General features: G+C 55.9%; 12 protein-coding genes and 2 tRNA genes. 7 read left to right on the top strand and 7 right to left on the bottom strand.

Translation table 11 applies throughout. The features are described 5' to 3' along the window. The first annotated feature begins 55 nt into the window (after nucleotides 1-55). The 4 genes from NQ842_RS10895 (at nucleotide 56) to NQ842_RS10880 (ending at nucleotide 1,766) form a co-directional block, all read left to right on the top strand. Nucleotides 56-514: a YchJ family protein gene (locus NQ842_RS10895; RefSeq protein WP_063411406.1), complete on the top strand. Its 459-nt coding sequence runs from the start codon at nucleotides 56-58 to the stop codon at nucleotides 512-514. 48 nt (nucleotides 515-562) lie between these two features. Beyond that, a complete protein-coding gene (gene purU, locus NQ842_RS10890; protein WP_050861320.1) occupies nucleotides 563-1,405 on the top strand; it encodes a formyltetrahydrofolate deformylase in 843 nt (280 codons plus the stop codon). 156 nt (nucleotides 1,406-1,561) lie between these two features. After that, nucleotides 1,562-1,646 (top strand) — tRNA-Tyr (locus tag NQ842_RS10885). 35 nt (nucleotides 1,647-1,681) lie between these two features. Beyond that, nucleotides 1,682-1,766 (top strand) — tRNA-Tyr (locus NQ842_RS10880). An 85-nt stretch (nucleotides 1,767-1,851) separates the two neighbouring features. Here NQ842_RS10880 and NQ842_RS10875 read toward each other — a convergent pair. Beyond that, nucleotides 1,852-2,295, bottom strand: coding sequence for an Lrp/AsnC family transcriptional regulator (locus NQ842_RS10875; RefSeq protein ID WP_014832257.1), 444 nt, complete (start codon nucleotides 2,293-2,295; stop codon nucleotides 1,852-1,854). 107 nt (nucleotides 2,296-2,402) lie between these two features. On the opposite strand from NQ842_RS10875, the gene NQ842_RS10870 reads away from it, so the two are divergent. Beyond that, a complete protein-coding gene (locus NQ842_RS10870) occupies nucleotides 2,403-3,299 on the top strand; it encodes a DMT family transporter (RefSeq protein ID WP_046887698.1) in 897 nt (298 codons plus the stop codon). Here NQ842_RS10870 and narI read toward each other — a convergent pair. The 5 genes from narI to NQ842_RS10845 form a co-directional block, all read right to left on the bottom strand. Further along, nucleotides 3,296-3,973: a respiratory nitrate reductase subunit gamma gene (narI, locus tag NQ842_RS10865; RefSeq protein WP_013096259.1), complete on the bottom strand. Its 678-nt coding sequence runs from the start codon at nucleotides 3,971-3,973 to the stop codon at nucleotides 3,296-3,298. The two genes, NQ842_RS10870 and narI, sit on opposite strands and share 4 nt — an antisense overlap. Beyond that, nucleotides 3,973-4,683, bottom strand: coding sequence for a nitrate reductase molybdenum cofactor assembly chaperone (narJ, locus tag NQ842_RS10860; protein ID WP_038419837.1), 711 nt, complete (start codon nucleotides 4,681-4,683; stop codon nucleotides 3,973-3,975). Before narJ ends, narI begins: the two co-directional genes overlap by 1 nt. Continuing rightward, a complete protein-coding gene (narH, locus tag NQ842_RS10855) occupies nucleotides 4,680-6,215 on the bottom strand; it encodes a nitrate reductase subunit beta (RefSeq protein ID WP_013096257.1) in 1,536 nt (511 codons plus the stop codon). The genes narJ and narH overlap by 4 nt, the downstream gene beginning before the upstream one ends. After that, complete coding sequence (locus NQ842_RS10850) at nucleotides 6,212-9,955, bottom strand: nitrate reductase subunit alpha (protein WP_038419839.1); 3,744 nt, start codon at nucleotides 9,953-9,955, stop codon at nucleotides 6,212-6,214. The genes narH and NQ842_RS10850 overlap by 4 nt, the downstream gene beginning before the upstream one ends. A gap of 381 nt (nucleotides 9,956-10,336) precedes the next feature. Next, nucleotides 10,337-11,734, bottom strand: a complete 1,398-nt coding sequence (locus tag NQ842_RS10845) for a NarK family nitrate/nitrite MFS transporter (RefSeq protein ID WP_047361565.1) — start codon at nucleotides 11,732-11,734, stop codon at nucleotides 10,337-10,339. Nucleotides 11,735-12,043: 309 nt separating this feature from the next. On the opposite strand from NQ842_RS10845, the gene narX reads away from it, so the two are divergent. Beyond that, complete coding sequence (gene narX / locus NQ842_RS10840) at nucleotides 12,044-13,840, top strand: nitrate/nitrite two-component system sensor histidine kinase NarX (protein ID WP_192545042.1); 1,797 nt, start codon at nucleotides 12,044-12,046, stop codon at nucleotides 13,838-13,840. Further along, the gene (gene narL / locus NQ842_RS10835) at nucleotides 13,833-14,483 is read left to right on the top strand and encodes a two-component system response regulator NarL (protein WP_003856701.1); all 651 of its coding nucleotides are present in this window, start codon (nucleotides 13,833-13,835) and stop codon (nucleotides 14,481-14,483) included. The genes narX and narL overlap by 8 nt, the downstream gene beginning before the upstream one ends. 3 nt (nucleotides 14,484-14,486) lie before the next feature. Here the strand turns inward: narL and NQ842_RS10830 are convergent, their stop codons facing one another. Further along, nucleotides 14,487-15,893 carry a YchO/YchP family invasin gene (locus NQ842_RS10830; protein ID WP_043951652.1) on the bottom strand — a complete coding sequence of 469 codons (1,407 nt, stop codon included), beginning with the start codon at nucleotides 15,891-15,893 and terminating at the stop codon, nucleotides 14,487-14,489. Nucleotides 15,894-16,070: the final 177 nt, after the last annotated feature.

Here is a 16,070-nt window from a genome sequence, read left to right as displayed (position 1 = left end):
ATGGTGCTACCCGAAGCGTTTTACGCCCTTAATTTTTTGTTCCAGGAAGAGAATCGTGTCTCAACTCTGCCCCTGTGGTAGCGCTCTGGAGTATAGCCTATGTTGCCAGCGATATCTTTCTGGCGATCAGGTTGCACCAGACCCATCACACCTTATGCGTTCACGTTATACCGCTTTTGTGATCAAAGACGCAGACTACCTGATTAAAACCTGGCACCCCACCTGCCAGGCCGCCGGTTTCAGACAGGAGATCGAAGCCGGGTTCGCCAATACCCAGTGGCTCGGTCTTACGGTTTATGAATCCGCACCCGGCAGTCACGACAACGAAGGTTACGTCAGCTTTGTCGCCCGGTTTACTGAACACAATAAATCTGGCGCGATTATCGAGCGTTCCCGATTCTTAAAGGAAAGCGGGCAATGGTATTATATTGACGGAACGCGCCCACAGTTTGGTCGTAACGATCCCTGCCCTTGTGGTTCAGGTAAAAAATTTAAAAAGTGTTGCGGGCAGTAACGCCCGACAACCGAGACTTCGCAAATACTCAAACAGGATTTCCCGGCGATGCAATCACTACAACGTAAAGTTCTGCGCACCATCTGTCCCGATCAAAAAGGGCTGATCGCACGAATTACCAACATCTGTTACAAACATGAACTGAATATCGTGCAGAACAACGAATTCGTTGACCACCGTACCGGTCGTTTCTTTATGCGTACCGAACTGGAAGGTATTTTCAACGACACCACTCTGCTTGCCGATCTGGACAGCGCGCTGCCAGAGGGCTCCGTGCGCGAGTTGACGCCTGCGGGACGTCGTCGCATCGTGATTCTGGTGACCAAAGAAGCGCACTGCCTGGGCGATCTGCTGATGAAAGCAAACTACGGCGGTCTGGATGTCGAAATCGCCGCCGTTATCGGTAACCACGAGACGCTGCGTACGCTGGTTGAACGTTTTGATATTCCGTTCGAACTGGTGAGCCATGAAGGCCATACGCGTGAAGAGCACGACAACCTGATGGCTGAGGCTATTGAAGCACATAGCCCTGACTACGTTGTCCTGGCGAAATACATGCGCGTGTTAACGCCCTCCTTCGTGGCACGTTTTCCGAACAAGATAATCAACATTCACCACTCCTTCCTGCCCGCCTTTATTGGTGCGCGTCCCTACCATCAGGCCTATGAACGTGGCGTGAAGATCATCGGCGCAACGGCGCACTATGTGAATGACAATCTGGATGAAGGCCCGATCATTATGCAGGACGTGATTCATGTGGATCACACCTACACGGCGGAAGATATGATGCGTGCCGGACGTGATGTCGAGAAGAACGTTCTGAGCCGTGCACTGTATCAGGTGCTGGCGCAGCGCGTATTCGTTTACGGTAACAGAACGATCATTCTTTAATCGACTGAGAAATGAATTGGTTAGCTTTACAGCTTTGCGCGTAAAAATCAGGCAACCAGTTTATTTTTCTTGTGCTAACGCTTTACAGGGGCGTGTCATTTGATATGATGCGCCCCGCTTCCAGCAGGAAGCAGGCCAGTAAAAGCATTACCCCGTGGTGGGGTTCCCGAGCGGCCAAAGGGAGCAGACTGTAAATCTGCCGTCATCGACTTCGAAGGTTCGAATCCTTCCCCCACCACCATTTCTCAGCAAGACCTCAAAATTTGAATTACCCCTGGTGGGGTTCCCGAGCGGCCAAAGGGAGCAGACTGTAAATCTGCCGTCATCGACTTCGAAGGTTCGAATCCTTCCCCCACCACCATCAATTCAAAAAAATCATAACAAAACCAAACTGAGCACACTTTCGTAGGCCGGGTAAAGCGCAGTCGCCATCCGGCGACAGACGACTACATCGGCGGCAAGCGTCGCTTCACCGGCGAGCTCTTCACGATCGACGTATTACACTGGGCATGCTCCGACAGACCATCCAGCAACACATCCAGTTGCTCAATTGACCGCACCGCTAACCGGATAACAAAACAGTCTTCACCAGTCACTTTGTCGCTCTCTATGCACTCCGGCATCGCCTGAATGTACTTATCCACTTTATGTAACAATCCTGGCAACGGGCGAACCCGCACCAGTGCCTGCAGCGTATAGCCTAACGCCGCCAGATTCACCCGTGCACCATACCCCTGAATCACACCACGCTCTTCCAGCCTTTTCAGGCGTTCTGCCGTGCTGGGCGAGGTCAGACCGATACGGCCGCTGAGTACCTTGAGCGACATACGCGCATCTTCCACCAGACAAGCCAAAATTTGTCGATCGATATCATCGAGAAGGTATTCCATCGTTTTCACCTAATTTTAAAAAGCCATTCGCGTATTTAACCTTATCTCAACCCTGTAAAACCCGACAGCAATTTTCGACAATAGCGTCACCAACCAGGAGGTGAATGATGCGTGATTTACATAAAGGCGTCTGGCAAATGAGCCTGGCGATGTTAATTTCCGGCTCGATTGGCGCGTTTGTTTTACTCTCCGGACTACCAGTGTCAGAAGTGGTTTTCTGGCGCTGTCTGATAGGCGCGATCGCACTGTTCATTTTCATTCGAATGAGCCAAAAGCCCTTTAGTCCCCTCACCCGCACTTCTCTGCTGTTGGCTATTCTGGGTGGGGTAGCATTAGTGGTGAACTGGCTGCTGCTGTTCGCGGCCTATGAACGTATTTCGATTGGCCTTTCCACTGTGGTCTATAACACTCAGCCCTTTATGCTGGTGATGATGGGTATGTTTTTAGGCGAACGCGTCAGTCTGGTCAAATGGGGCTGGCTGCTTCTCGCCTTCGGTGGGGTGGTGATTTTACTCTCCAGCGAACTCTCCGGAACGCATGGCTCTGGCTGGCTCGCGGGGATTGGTCTGGCACTGGGTGCGGCCTTCTTCTACGCGTTGACGGCGATAATTGCCCGCAAACTGAAATCCATCGCGCCACAGCATATAGCCTTTATTCAGGTGCTGACAGGCGTGGTAATGCTACTGCCGTTTGCCCATATGCCCGCCTTGTCCGCTGATTTTCCGTGGCCAATTTTACTGACGCTGGGCATTGTCCATACCGGTATCATGTATCAGCTGCTGTATAGCGCCATCCAAAAACTTCCGACGCCCATTACCGGTTCACTGTCCTTTATCTATCCGGTAGTGGCGATCGTTGTCGATAATGTGGTCTTCGGGCATTCGCTGGATATTACCCAACTGGCGGGCGGCGCGTTGATCCTGTTTGCTGCGGCGGGCAATAACCTGGGCTGGGGCGAAAAAAAACCCCGCGAATGCGGGGTTAGTATCAAAACGACAAATTAGCGACGGGCACGCACAATCTGGTATTTGCGCGTCAGGTACTCCACCGGCGCGCTCCAGATGTGCACCAGACGAGAGAACGGGAACAGCACAAACAGGGTCATACCCAGCACCAGGTGCAGGCGGAAGATAAACGCCACCCCGTCCAGATGTTCAGATGCACCACCGTGGAAGGTCACTACGGACTGCGCCCATCCCACCAGCTTCATCATCTCGCTGCCGTCCATATGCTGCGCCGAGAATGGAATGGTCAGCAGACCCAGTGCGCACTGAACCATCAGCAGAGAGAGGATCAGGATATCCGCCGTGGTCGTAGTAGCCCGCACGCGCGGGCTGAACAGACGGCGTTTGAGCAGCAGCAGACCACCCACCAGGGTCATCACGCCGCAAGCGCCACCGGCGATCATCGCCATCTTCTGCTTCACTTCGATGGGCAGCCACGCTTCATACATCCAGTGTGGCGTCAGCATCCCCAGGAAGTGACCGGCAAAAATCCCCAGAATACCGATGTGGAACAGGTTAGACGCAACGTGCATCCCTTTGCGATCCAGCATCTGGCTGGAGGCAGCACGCCAGGTGTACTGGCCATAGTCATAACGCAGCCAGCTTCCCACCAGGAACACGGTGCCCGCGATATACGGGTAAATGTCAAAGAAGAACATATTCAGGAAGTGCATTAGTGCCGTCCTCCGTTAGAGATATTCAAATATTGCGGGGCAACCGCGCCGGCAAAACGGCGCTGGTGAGCCGAAATTTCAGATTCGCCGCAACTCTGGTCAGCAAAGAATTTCACCTGCTCTTCTTCCCAGACCGCATCCAGCGCCTGTGGCGTGTCATCGCGGGCTTCGTCCGCAATTTTCTCCGCCACTTTTTCACTGTCGACCGAGGCATTCGCCAGCTTCACCAGCACCCCGAACAGCGCCGCATAGCGGCTCTCGCGCTGCTGAAGACGGGCGCTGAGCAACGCCAGAATCGGCGCGATGTCCTGCAGACCACCCAGCGCCTCTTCTTTTGGCAACTGCGCCAGATACTCCAGGTACAGCGGCAGATGATCCGGCAGCTCGCGACTGTCAAGCTGCAGGCCGTGCTGCTCGTACTGGGCCATCAGATCCACCATTGCCTGCCCCCGATCGCGGGATTCACCGTGAACGTGTTCAAACAGCAGCAGCGAGGTTGCGCGACCGCGATCAAACAGCTGACTGTAATCCGCCTGCGCATCAAGAAGATCGCGCGCTAACAGGTCGCGGAGGAAAACGCCCAGTGTCTGGGCATCTTCTTTATCCAGGTTTTCAGAGGACGCGAGTGCATCAAAGAGTTCCTGCTGATGCTGCGCCAGCGCAGCATCCGGGTACTCCAGCAGACGCGAAACAATCACGAGTTCAATCATGGGTGCGGCTCCGTTTTGCTGGTCACATCCATGGCATCGATGCGGCGGCTGTTGAACAGGTTGAATTTGCTGTCAGACCCGTGGCAACCGTCGCCAAAGCTAAAGCCACAACCGTTTTTCTCCGGGAAGGCTTCACGCGCCAGCTCACGATGGCTGCTCGGTACCACGAAACGGTCTTCGTAGTTGGCAATGGCCAGGTAGCGGTACATCTCCTGCGCCTGCGCTTCGGTCAGGCCGACCTCTTCCAGCGCACGGGTGTCGGTCACGCCGTCCACGGTTTCCGCACGTTTGAAGTGGCGCATCGCCAGCATACGTTTCAGCGCCAGCAGCACCGGCTGGGTATCGCCTGCGGTCAGCAGGTTTGCCAGGTACTGAACCGGGATACGCAGGCTCTCCACGTCCGGCAGAATGCCGTTGCTGCCCAGCTCGCCTGCATCCGCGGCTGACTGAATCGGCGACAGAGGCGGCACGTACCAGACCATCGGCAGCGTGCGGTATTCCGGATGCAGCGGCAACGCCAGCTTCCAGTCCATCGCCATTTTGTAGACCGGAGACTGCTGCGCGGCATCGATGACGCTTTGCGGAATACCGTCTTTCAGCGCCTGTTCAATCACTTTCGGATCGTTCGGGTCAAGGAATACGTCCAGCTGACGCTGATACAGATCTTTCTCGTTCTCGGTGCTCGCGGCATTTTCAATCGCGTCCGCGTCATACAGCAGCACGCCGAGGTAACGAATACGGCCTACGCAGCTCTCGGAGCAGACGGTCGGCATCCCGGCTTCGATACGCGGGTAGCAGAAGATGCACTTCTCAGACTTACCGCTCTTCCAGTTGAAATAGATTTTTTTGTACGGGCAGCCGGTGATGCACATACGCCAGCCGCGGCACTTGTCCTGGTCGATCAGGACGATGCCATCCTCTTCACGTTTGTAGATGGCACCGCTCGGGCAGGTCGCCACGCACGCCGGGTTGAGGCAGTGCTCGCACAGGCGCGGCAGGTACATCATGAAGGTGTTTTCGAACTGGCCATACATCGCCTTCTGCATGTTTTCGAAGTTCTGGTCTTTGGCGCGTTTTTCGAACTCGCCGCCCAGAATTTCTTCCCAGTTTGGACCGCTGGTAATTTTGTCCATGCGCTGACCGGTGATCAGCGAGCGAGGACGGGCAATTGGCTGGTGCTTACTTTCCGGCGCGTTATGCAGGTTCTGGTAGTCGTAGTCAAACGGCTCGTAATAATCTTCGATACCCGGCAGATGCGGGTTGGCGAAGATTTTACCCAGCAGCATCGCACGGTTACCCATGCGCGGCTGCAGCTTACCATTGATTTTACGGATCCAGCCACCCTTCCACTTCTCCTGGTTTTCCCAGTCGGTCGGGAAGCCGGTACCCGGCTTGCTTTCCACGTTGTTGAACCAGGCGTATTCCATCCCTTCGCGGCTGGTCCAGACGTTCTTACAGGTGACTGAGCAGGTATGACAGCCGATGCATTTATCCAGATTCAGCACCATGCCGACTTGTGAACGAATTTTCATTTTACGCTCTCCTGTACCTGGTCATTACCTTCGCCGTCTAACCAGTTAATATTTTTCATCTTACGTACCACCACGAACTCATCGCGGTTAGACCCTACCGTGCCGTAGTAGTTAAAGCCGTAGGCCAGCTGTGCATAGCCACCGATCATGTGCGTCGGCTTCGGCGTAATACGGGTCACGGAGTTGTGAATACCGCCGCGCTGCTCGGTGATCTCTGAACCCGGCAGGTTCACGATACGTTCCTGCGCGTGGTACATCATGGTCATCCCGGCCGGTACGCGCTGGCTCACCACCGCACGCGCCGTCAGGGCACCGTTGCTGTTGAACACTTCGATCCAGTCGTTATCTTCAATACCCAGATCTTTGGCATCCGCTTCACTCATCCAGACAATCGGACCACCGCGCGACAAGGTCAGCATCAGCAGGTTGTCGCTATAAGTAGAGTGGATCCCCCACTTCTGGTGCGGCGTCAGGAAGTTCAGCGCCTTCTCCGGGTTACCGTTCGATTTCGCGCCCATTACCGCTTTCACGGAGCGGGTGTCGATTGGCGGACGGTAAACCAGCAGGCTTTCACCGAAGTCACGCATCCACTGGTGATCCTGATACAGCGACTGACGACCGGACAGAGTACGCCATGGGATCAGCTCGTGAACGTTGGTATACCCGGCGTTATAAGAGACATGTTCATCTTCCAGGCCAGACCAGGTCGGGCTGGAGATAATTTTGCGCGGCTGCGCCTGAATATCGCGGAAGCGGATTTTTTCGTCTTCTTTGTTGAGCGCCAGATGCGTGTGGTCGCGGCCGGTGAATTCACTCAGCGCTTTCCAGGCCTTCACGGCAACCTGGCCGTTGGTTTCCGGCGCCAGGGTCAGGATCATCTCTGCCGCATCAATCGCCGTGTTCAGCATTGGCTGGCCTTTGGCCGGGCCGTCCGCTTTGGTGTAATTGAGCTTGCGCAGCAGATCCATTTCGCTCTGGGTGTTCCAGGCAATCCCTTTCCCACCGTTACCGATTTTTTCCATCAGCGGGCCGATAGAGGTAAAGCGCTCATAGGTCGCCGGGTAGTCACGTTCCACCGGAATAATGTGCGGCGCCGTTACGCCCGGGATCAGGTCACACTCGCCTTTTTTCCAGTCCTTCACATCCAGCGGCTGCGCCAGTTCGGCGGCGGAGTCGTGCTGGATAGGCAGCGTCACCACGTCGGTCTCTTTGCCCAGGTGCCCTACGCAGACTTCAGAGAATTTCTTCGCGATGTCCTTGTAGATATCCCAGTCGCTTTTTGATTCCCACGCCGGGTCAACGGCCGCGGACAGCGGATGAATAAACGGATGCATATCCGAGGTATTCATGTCGTCTTTTTCATACCAGGTGGCGGTAGGCAGCACGATATCGGAGTACAGGCAGGTACTGGAGAGACGGAAGTCGAGGGTCACCACCAGATCCAGCTTGCCGTCGAGACCGTTGTCTTTCCACTCTACTTCTTCCGGCTTCACGCCACCCTGCTTGCCAAGATCTTTGCCCTGAATACCGTTTTCGGTACCGAGCAGGTATTTCAGCATGTACTCGTGGCCTTTACCGGACGAGCCCAGCAGGTTGGAGCGCCAGATAAACAGGTTACGCGGATGATTTTTACCGTTTTCCGGCTGCTCTGCCGCAAAACGGATTGAACCGTCTTTCAGGGATTTAACGGTGTAATCCACCGGCGACATCCCCGCTTTCTTCGCCTCTTCTGCAATGCGCAGCGGGTTTGTACCCAACTGAGGCGCGGACGGCAGCCAGCCCATGCGTTCAGCGCGGACATTGAAGTCGATCAGGTGGCCGCTGTAGCGGGATTTATCCGCCATCGGCGACAGCAGCTCCTGCGCGGTAACCGTCTCGTAGCGCCACTGGCTGGAGTGGTTATAGAAATAAGAGGTGCTGTTCATATGACGCGCTGGACGCTGCCAGTCGAGGGCAAACGCCAGCGGCTGCCAGCCGGTCTGCGGACGCAGTTTTTCCTGGCCCACGTAGTGCGCCCAGCCGCCACCGCTCTGACCGACACAGCCGCAGAAGATCAGCATATTGATCAGGCCGCGATAGTTCATATCGAGGTGATACCAGTGGTTCAGACCGGCACCGACGATAATCATCGAGCGACCATGAGTCTTATCGGCGTTTTCTGCGAATTCACGGGCGATACGGGTGATCTGCGCACGCGGTACGCCGGTGATCTGCTCCGCCCAGGCTGGCGTATACGCTTTCACATCGTCATAGCTGGTCGCGCAGTTTTCATCGTTCAGACCACGCTCCAGGCCATAGTTAGCCAGGGTCAGGTCATACACGGTGGTCACCAGGGCGCTGGAGCCGTCGGCCAGCTGCAGGCGTTTCACCGGCAGTTTGTGCATCAGGACGTTCTGTAGCTCAACCTTGTTGAAATGTTCAGAACCTTCGCCGCCGAAGTACGGGAAGCCCACTTCGGCGATCTCATCCTGGCTGCCCAGCATGCTCAGACGCAGCTCGGTCTCTTCGCCGGTTGTACCGTTACGTTGTTCAAGGTTCCATTTGCCCTTCTCACCCCAGCGGAAGCCGATTGAACCGTTTGGCACCACCAGTTCGCCGTTGCTGTTATACGCGACGGTTTTCCACTCAGGGTTGTTTTCCTGGCCCAGCGCGTCCACCAGATCGGCAGCACGCAGCGTACGGCCCGCGGCATAGTAACCGTCGCGCTCTTCCAGCATCACCAGCATTGGCATGTCGGTATAACGACGCACGTAATCGGTGAAGTACTGGCTTGGTTTATCGAGGTGGAATTCACGCAGCATGACGTGGCCCATCGCCAGCGCCATCGCCGAGTCAGTACCCTGTTTAGGCGCCAGCCACAGATCACACAGCTTGGCAATTTCGGCGTAGTCCGGGGTCACCGCAACGGTTTTGGTGCCTTTGTAACGGACTTCAGTAAAGAAGTGCGCGTCCGGGGTTCGGGTCTGCGGTACGTTTGAGCCCCAGGCGATAATGTAGCTGGAGTTATACCAGTCGGCAGACTCCGGCACGTCGGTCTGCTCACCCCAGGTCTGTGGAGACGCTGGCGGCAGGTCGCAGTACCAGTCGTAGAAGCTCAGACAGGTTCCCCCAATCAGGGAAAGATAGCGCGCACCGGAAGCGTAAGAGACCATCGACATCGCCGGGATCGGCGAGAAGCCTGCCACGCGATCAGGACCGTAAGTTTTGACGGTATAGACGTTAGAGGCGGCAATCAGCTCATTCACCTCTTTCCAGGAGGAGCGAACAAAACCACCGCGGCCACGCGCCTGCTTGAAGCTTTTCGCTTTGTCGGCGTCTTCGATGATGGATGCCCACGCCTCTACCGGATCGCTGTGCTGCACCTTCGCTTCACGCCACATTTTCATCAGGCGCTTGCGCATCAGAGGATATTTAAGACGGTTCGCACTGTAGAGATACCAGGAGTAGCTGGCACCACGCGGGCAGCCACGCGGTTCATGGTTCGGCATATCCGGGCGGGTGCGCGGATAGTCGGTCTGCTGCATTTCCCAGGTCACCAGACCGTTTTTAACGAAAATCTTCCAGCTACACGAGCCAGTGCAGTTCACGCCGTGGGTCGAACGGACGACTTTGTCATGCTGCCAGCGCTGGCGGTAACCGTCTTCCCAGTCCCGGTTGGTATCCAGAACCTGGCCGTGCCCATCGGCAAAAGTTTCACCCTTCTGTTTGAAGTAGCGAAACCGGTCCAAAAATTTGCTCATCGGGTATCTCCTGTGTGGAGCCTGTGGCTCTCTAAATCGACATTGCTGATTTGCAGCGAAAGTAACGTCCTGTAAGAAAGGGAGAATTGATAACGATCAAGACGGAGGGGGACTATGAAGTGAGGTGTTATAACGAATACCACCAAAGCGGTAGCATTTTTATTTTTATATCATGATGATTTTTAGAGGTATTTTTTATTTATCGTACAATAAGCCCGCCTGTTTTTAACATCTCGGGTATTAAGGGGTAGGCTCGGCTGAAAAGCGATGGCGATCACAGCGTTACCTGCAGGCGGAATGTTTAAAAGCAATGAGTATGTTGTAACTATTGAGAGGATAAAAAAAACGCGACCCGAAGGTCGCGTAAACGGATAATCAAACTTACTTATTTTTATTGGAATTACGGCCATATACCAGCCACGTGATCGCGACGCAGGCAATATAGAACACGAGGAAAACTTTCATGGCGCCAGCCGGGGAGCCGGTCAGGTCCAGCGAGATCCCGAACGCTTTTGGAATAAAGAAGCCACCGATTGCACCAATCGCGGAGATAAAGCCCAGCGCTGCCGCCGTATCCGTTGCCGCTTCGCGCATGGCCTGTTCTTCGCTACCGCCCTGCGCTTTCACGCGGTCCATGGTCAGCTTACGGAAAATCACGGAAATCATCTGGAAGGTGGAGGCACTGCCCAGCCCGGCCGTCAGGAACAGCACCATAAACACGCCGAAGAAGGCGATGAAGTTCCCCCCCTGGCCGTCGGCTGGCAGCGTCAGGAACAGCAGCGCACAGAATACCGCCATCACAACGAAGTTAATCAGCGTCACGCGGGTCCCGCCCAGACGGTCAGAGATCATACCGCCCAGCGAACGCGCCAGCGCACCAATAAACGGCCCAAAGAAGGCGAACTGCAGGATCTGTACTTCCGGGAACTGGGTTTTCGACAGCATGGCAAAGCCCGCGGAGAAACCAATGAACGAGCCGAAGGTCGCAAGATACAGCAGCGCCATCACCCACAGGTGTCCACGCTTCAGCACCGGCAACTGCTCGCTCAGGGATGCCTTCGACGCAGACAGGTCATTCATAAAGAACCAGGCCGCGAGGGTAAAGATCACCAGGAACGGTACCCAGATCCAGGCCGCGTTTTGCAGATACAGGGAAGAGCCATCTGCCTGCGTCACACCACCGCCGCCAAACGCCGCGAAGATAGAGACGGAGATTGCCAGCGGTGCAATCAGCTGCATTACGCTGACGCCCATGTTACCCAGGCCGCCGTTGATCCCCAGCGCACCACCCTGCTTCGCTTTCGGGAAGAAGAAGCTGATGTTTGCCATGCTGGAGGCGAAGTTTGCGCCCGCAAAGCCACAGAGCAGAGAGATGATCACGAACACGCTAAACGGCGTAGAGGTGTCCTGCACGGCAAAACCGAGCCACACGCAAGGCACGATCATGATACCGGTACTGAACGCCGTCCAGCGACGGCCGCCAAAAACCGGCACCATGAACGCGTAAGGCACGCGCAGCAAGGCTCCCGACAGCGACGGCAGCGCGGTCAGCATAAACAGCTGATCGGTGGTAAAGGTAAAACCGACCTTAGGCAGGTTCACCGCTACTGCGCTGAATAACATCCATACGCAAAACGCTAACAATAAACATGGAACGGAAATCCACAGATTTCGGCTTGCGACACGGTGGCCGCGCTGCTGCCAGAACGCCGGATCTTCCGGACGCCAGTCAGTTATAACGGCACCATTTTCCCTTTCGGGAGCGGATGTGTGACTCATAGACACCTCTGATTCTCGAATGATGCTGCAAACATTAGGGTTTTAGGGCGGCGGTAAGTTGATATAAATCAAAGGAAAAGTGGGAGGATTTGCGGCGAAAAAAAAGCCATCATCCTTAGTGAGTAGGACAATGTGGTAAAAAAGACGTGGTTTTTCACAGGACTGACGACTCCCGGTCATTCCCTCCCCCTGAGCCTTACCCCTCTGGCAATTTAGAGGTAATCCTTTATTGGTATGGGTATACTCCAGGGTATGCACCAGAATAGCGCCATTCCTGCAAGCAGGCCACGTCAGGAGCCCGGCAACTCTATGTTAAAAAGATGTTTATCTCCGCTGACACTCGTTAACCAGTTGGCACTGATCGTTTTGCTGTCCACCGCCATCGGTGTGACCGGCATGGCGATTTCCGGCTGGCTGGTACAGGGCGTACAGGGTAACGCGCATGCCATCAACGAGGCAGGCTCCCTACGCATGCAGAGTTATCGTCTGCTGGCCTCGGTGCCATTAACCCAGGACGATCAGAAGCTGATCGACGATATGGAGCATACGGCGTTCAGTCCTGAACTGGAAAGCGCTGCGATACGTGCCGGTCAGGAACCCCAGCTTAAAGCCCTTCAGGGCTACTGGCATACCCAGCTGGAGCCGGGTTTAAAACAGGCGAAAACCCCTGATACCGTTGCCCGTGACGTCGCCGGGTTCGTTTCACGCATTGATACCCTGGTCTCCTCTTTCGATCAAACCACCGAATTACGTATCGACCGGGTGGTCATGATCCACCGTGCGATGGCGCTGTTTATGGGCCTGCTGCTGATTTTCACCATTGTCTGGCTGCGCGCGCGGCTGCTGAACCCCTGGAAGCAATTGCTGGCGATGGCCCGCGCGGTGACCGCACGAGATTTTACCCAGCGTACCCACATCAGCGGACGTAACGAAATGGCGATGCTGGGCCAGGCGCTGAACACCATGTCGGCCGAGCTTTCCGAGAGTTACGCGGTGCTGGAAAAACGCGTGCAGGAGAAGACCGCCGGGCTTGAGCAGAAAAACGAGATCCTCTCCTTCCTCTGGCAGGCTAACCGCCGTCTGCATATGCAGGTGCCGCTGTGTGAACGCCTTTCACCGGTTCTGAATGGTCTGCAAAAGCTCACCCTGTTGCACGACCTGGAGCTACGGGTGTACGACATGGAAGATGAAGAAAATCACCAGGAGTTTACCTGTCAGTCTGACGTCACCTGCGATGACAAAGGGTGTCACCTGTGCCCACGCGGTTTACCGCCGCTGACCACCAGCGGCACGACGCTAAAATGGCGGCTGACGGACAGTCATACCCAGTACGGTATTCTGCTGGCGACCCTGCCCGCCGGGCGTCATCTGAGCCACGACCAGCAGCAACTGGTGGATACGCTGGTTGAACAGCTGACGGCCACGCTGGCCCTCGACCGCCATCAGGAGAAGCAGCAGCAGCTGATCGTGATGGAAGAGCGCGCCACCATCGCCCGCGAACTCCATGACTCCATTGCCCAGTCGCTCTCCTGTATGAAAATGCAGGTAAGCTGTCTGCAAATGCAGGCCGCAGAAATGCCGGAAAGCAACAAACAGCTGCTGAGCCAGATCCGCAACGAGCTGAATACTTCCTGGGTACAGCTTCGCGAGCTGTTGACCACCTTCCGCCTGCAGCTCACCGAGCCGGGTCTGCGCCCGGCGCTGGAAGCAAGCTGCCACGAATTTAGCGCAAGACTGGGCTTCCCGGTGAAGCTCGATTACCAGTTACCGCCCCGCTTTGTGCCATCGCATCAGGCCATTCATTTACTGCAGATCGCCCGCGAAGCGCTGAGCAACGTGCTGAAACACGCTGACGCGACGGCGGTGACGGTGACCGTTAGCCAGCACGATAATCAGGTGAAGCTTACGGTTCATGACAACGGCCGCGGCGTGCCGGAAAATGCCGAACGGACAAACCATTACGGTTTAATTATCATGCGAGACCGCGCCCAAAGCCTGCGCGGTGACTGCCAGGTTCGCCGGCGAGAGACAGGTGGCACAGAAGTGGTCGTCACCTTTATCCCCGAAAAACCGCTCACAACTATCCACGGAGAAACCCATGACTAATCAGGAACCGGCATCCATCCTGTTGATTGACGACCATCCGATGCTGCGTACTGGCGTAAAACAGCTGGTCAGCATGGCACCTGATATCACCGTCGTTGGTGAAGCCAGCAACGGTGAACAGGGCATTGAGCTTGCCGAATCGCTTGATCCTGATTTGATCCTGCTCGATCTGAACATGCCAGGCATGAACGGTCTGGAGACGCTCGATAAGCTTCGCGAAAAATCGCTGTCCGGACGCGTGGTGGTGTTCAGCGTCTCAAACCATGAAGAGGACGTGGTCACAGCGCTAAAACGCGGTGCAGACGGCTACCTGCTGAAAGACATGGAGCCGGAAGATCTGCTCAAGGCCCTGCAACAGGCTGCCGCAGGCGAAATGGTACTCAGCGAGGCGTTAACCCCGGTGCTGGCCGCCAGCCTGCGGGCAAACCGCGCCACCTCCGATCGCGATGTCAGCCAGTTAACCCCGCGCGAGCGCGATATTCTGAAGCTGATTGCCCAGGGTCTGCCGAACAAAATGATCGCCCGTCGTCTGGATATCACCGAAAGCACGGTCAAGGTGCATGTGAAACATATGCTGAAGAAGATGAAGTTAAAATCCCGTGTTGAAGCCGCCGTATGGGTGCATCAGGAGCGTATTTTCTGAGGATTACTCATCCGGCAGCAACTTCCACCGCGGGTCATCGTCAGGCAACGCGACAAGCGGCTGCACCACCGTCAGCGTGATCTCATTGGATGAGACGCGCTGCCCTTTTTCATCTTCAACCACCGCCGACAGGTGCCAGCGGTTTTTCGCCCCTTCACTGTCATCCCAGGCAGGCATAATCACGCTCCAGCCCTCGCTGCTGTGACTGTTGGCCGGCGAGGTCAGGCTCAGTGCCTGGGTATCGCCCTGCCAGTGGATCTGGCGGATACCGTGCGTGCTGCGCACCTGAAGCTTGAGCATCACGGTCTCGCCCCCTTTCAGATCCCACGGCGGGGTCGCCAGCCAGACAGAGAGCGTTTTGCGCTGGCGGAACTCCATCACCGGTAGATTATCCCGCTCCGGCGAGTCATAGCGACTGCCGCGCAGAGAACGGGTGGCGGCGACTTCGCTGGCGGAAAGTTGCTTTGAAAGCGGCACGCCAAAGCGATAGTTGAGCTTAAGCCCAAGGTTGTTCTGACTCACCCCACTCTCGCCTTGCTTATGCGCCGCGGTCAGGGTGACCAGTGGCACCGGGGTATAGTTGAGTCCCAGGTTGACCGCGACCGGGTTGTGATAGCCGGTTCCGCTGTTGAACAGGTCGACGTTGTCACCAAAATATTGCTCGAAGCTAACGCTGGTGTTGAAGTGGTGAAACCAGGGAAGCCAGGCTTTCGCGGTCACGTCATAGCCGCGCGCCATGCGCTGCTCCTGCACGTCGGAACTGTCGCGCCAGCTGGCAAAAGGCTGGTAGTAATTGGCCGACAGACGCAGATTCTCGCCCCACGCTTCTGCGCCAAGCCCGGCACGCTGCAGGTTTTCATCCAGCAGGTTGTCGTAAAAGGTGTTATAGCCGAGCAGCCATTTTCCGGCGACCCAGCGCTGACCGATGCCGGCATTGCTCACCAGGCCGTCACTCTGCTGCGTCAGCCCCAGCTGGCTCCAGCTCAGGTAACGGTTGTTATCATTCCAGGGGATGAACCAGCTCCCGCTGCTGCCGTTAAAGTTCCCGTCGTCATCCACCAGTAAATTGACGCTGGCGTTGCCCCACGGCGAGAGCAAGGACTCAATCTGCTGATTCACCTCGCCGCTCACTGCGTCACGCACCTGACCAAACGCGAACTGACGCGCCTGCTCACCGGTGGTGAGGCCGTTATCGGTCATACTGGCTTCGCCAAAGGCTTTTGCCATTTCGGCCAGGTGCTTTTCCCCCTCGTCTGTTGGCGTCGCCATGCCGAGATCGGGCAAACTGTCCCCGTTGTTATCAAAGGGGTTTTCTGCCTGATGCATAAAGGAATTCGGGGCACCGTGAACGGCACCCGCCGTAAGAAGTGGGAGTAATAACAGAAAGCGAATGCGGGACGATACAGCCATCAACGTCGTAAATAAGAACCTGTGTTTATGAGGCAACGCTTTTAATGTTAACGCGATAAGCTGTGAAATGCAGTCTTAGCGCAAATTTCAGGATTATCCTGAACATGATTGTCGCCTTACCCGACCTAAAAATTCGTTCCGACCGGCAGGTCGGGTCAGGCGAAACCGCCACCAGAC

The organism is Enterobacter cloacae complex sp. R_G8, from assembly GCF_024599795.1.
Lineage (GTDB): Bacteria > Pseudomonadota > Gammaproteobacteria > Enterobacterales > Enterobacteriaceae > Enterobacter > Enterobacter dissolvens.
Note: the sequence above shows the minus strand (reverse complement) of the source record. Positions and strands in the feature narration are given on the sequence as shown.

Bases quoted from the DNA above. Each gene is read 5' to 3' on its own strand.
- NQ842_RS10875 (WP_014832257.1), bottom strand. From the start codon at position 2,295: ATGGAATACCTTCTCGATGATATCGATCGACAAATTTTGGCTTGTCTG.
- narL (WP_003856701.1), top strand. From the start codon at position 13,833: ATGACTAATCAGGAACCGGCATCCATCCTGTTGATTGACGACCATCCG.
- narX (WP_192545042.1), top strand. From the start codon at position 12,044: ATGTTAAAAAGATGTTTATCTCCGCTGACACTCGTTAACCAGTTGGCA.
- NQ842_RS10870 (WP_046887698.1), top strand. From the start codon at position 2,403: ATGCGTGATTTACATAAAGGCGTCTGGCAAATGAGCCTGGCGATGTTA.
- NQ842_RS10845 (WP_047361565.1), bottom strand. From the start codon at position 11,734: ATGAGTCACACATCCGCTCCCGAAAGGGAAAATGGTGCCGTTATAACT.
- NQ842_RS10850 (WP_038419839.1), bottom strand. From the start codon at position 9,955: ATGAGCAAATTTTTGGACCGGTTTCGCTACTTCAAACAGAAGGGTGAA.
- narI (WP_013096259.1), bottom strand. From the start codon at position 3,973: ATGCACTTCCTGAATATGTTCTTCTTTGACATTTACCCGTATATCGCG.
- NQ842_RS10830 (WP_043951652.1), bottom strand. From the start codon at position 15,893: ATGGCTGTATCGTCCCGCATTCGCTTTCTGTTATTACTCCCACTTCTT.
- purU (WP_050861320.1), top strand. From the start codon at position 563: ATGCAATCACTACAACGTAAAGTTCTGCGCACCATCTGTCCCGATCAA.
- narH (WP_013096257.1), bottom strand. From the start codon at position 6,215: ATGAAAATTCGTTCACAAGTCGGCATGGTGCTGAATCTGGATAAATGC.
- narJ (WP_038419837.1), bottom strand. From the start codon at position 4,683: ATGATTGAACTCGTGATTGTTTCGCGTCTGCTGGAGTACCCGGATGCT.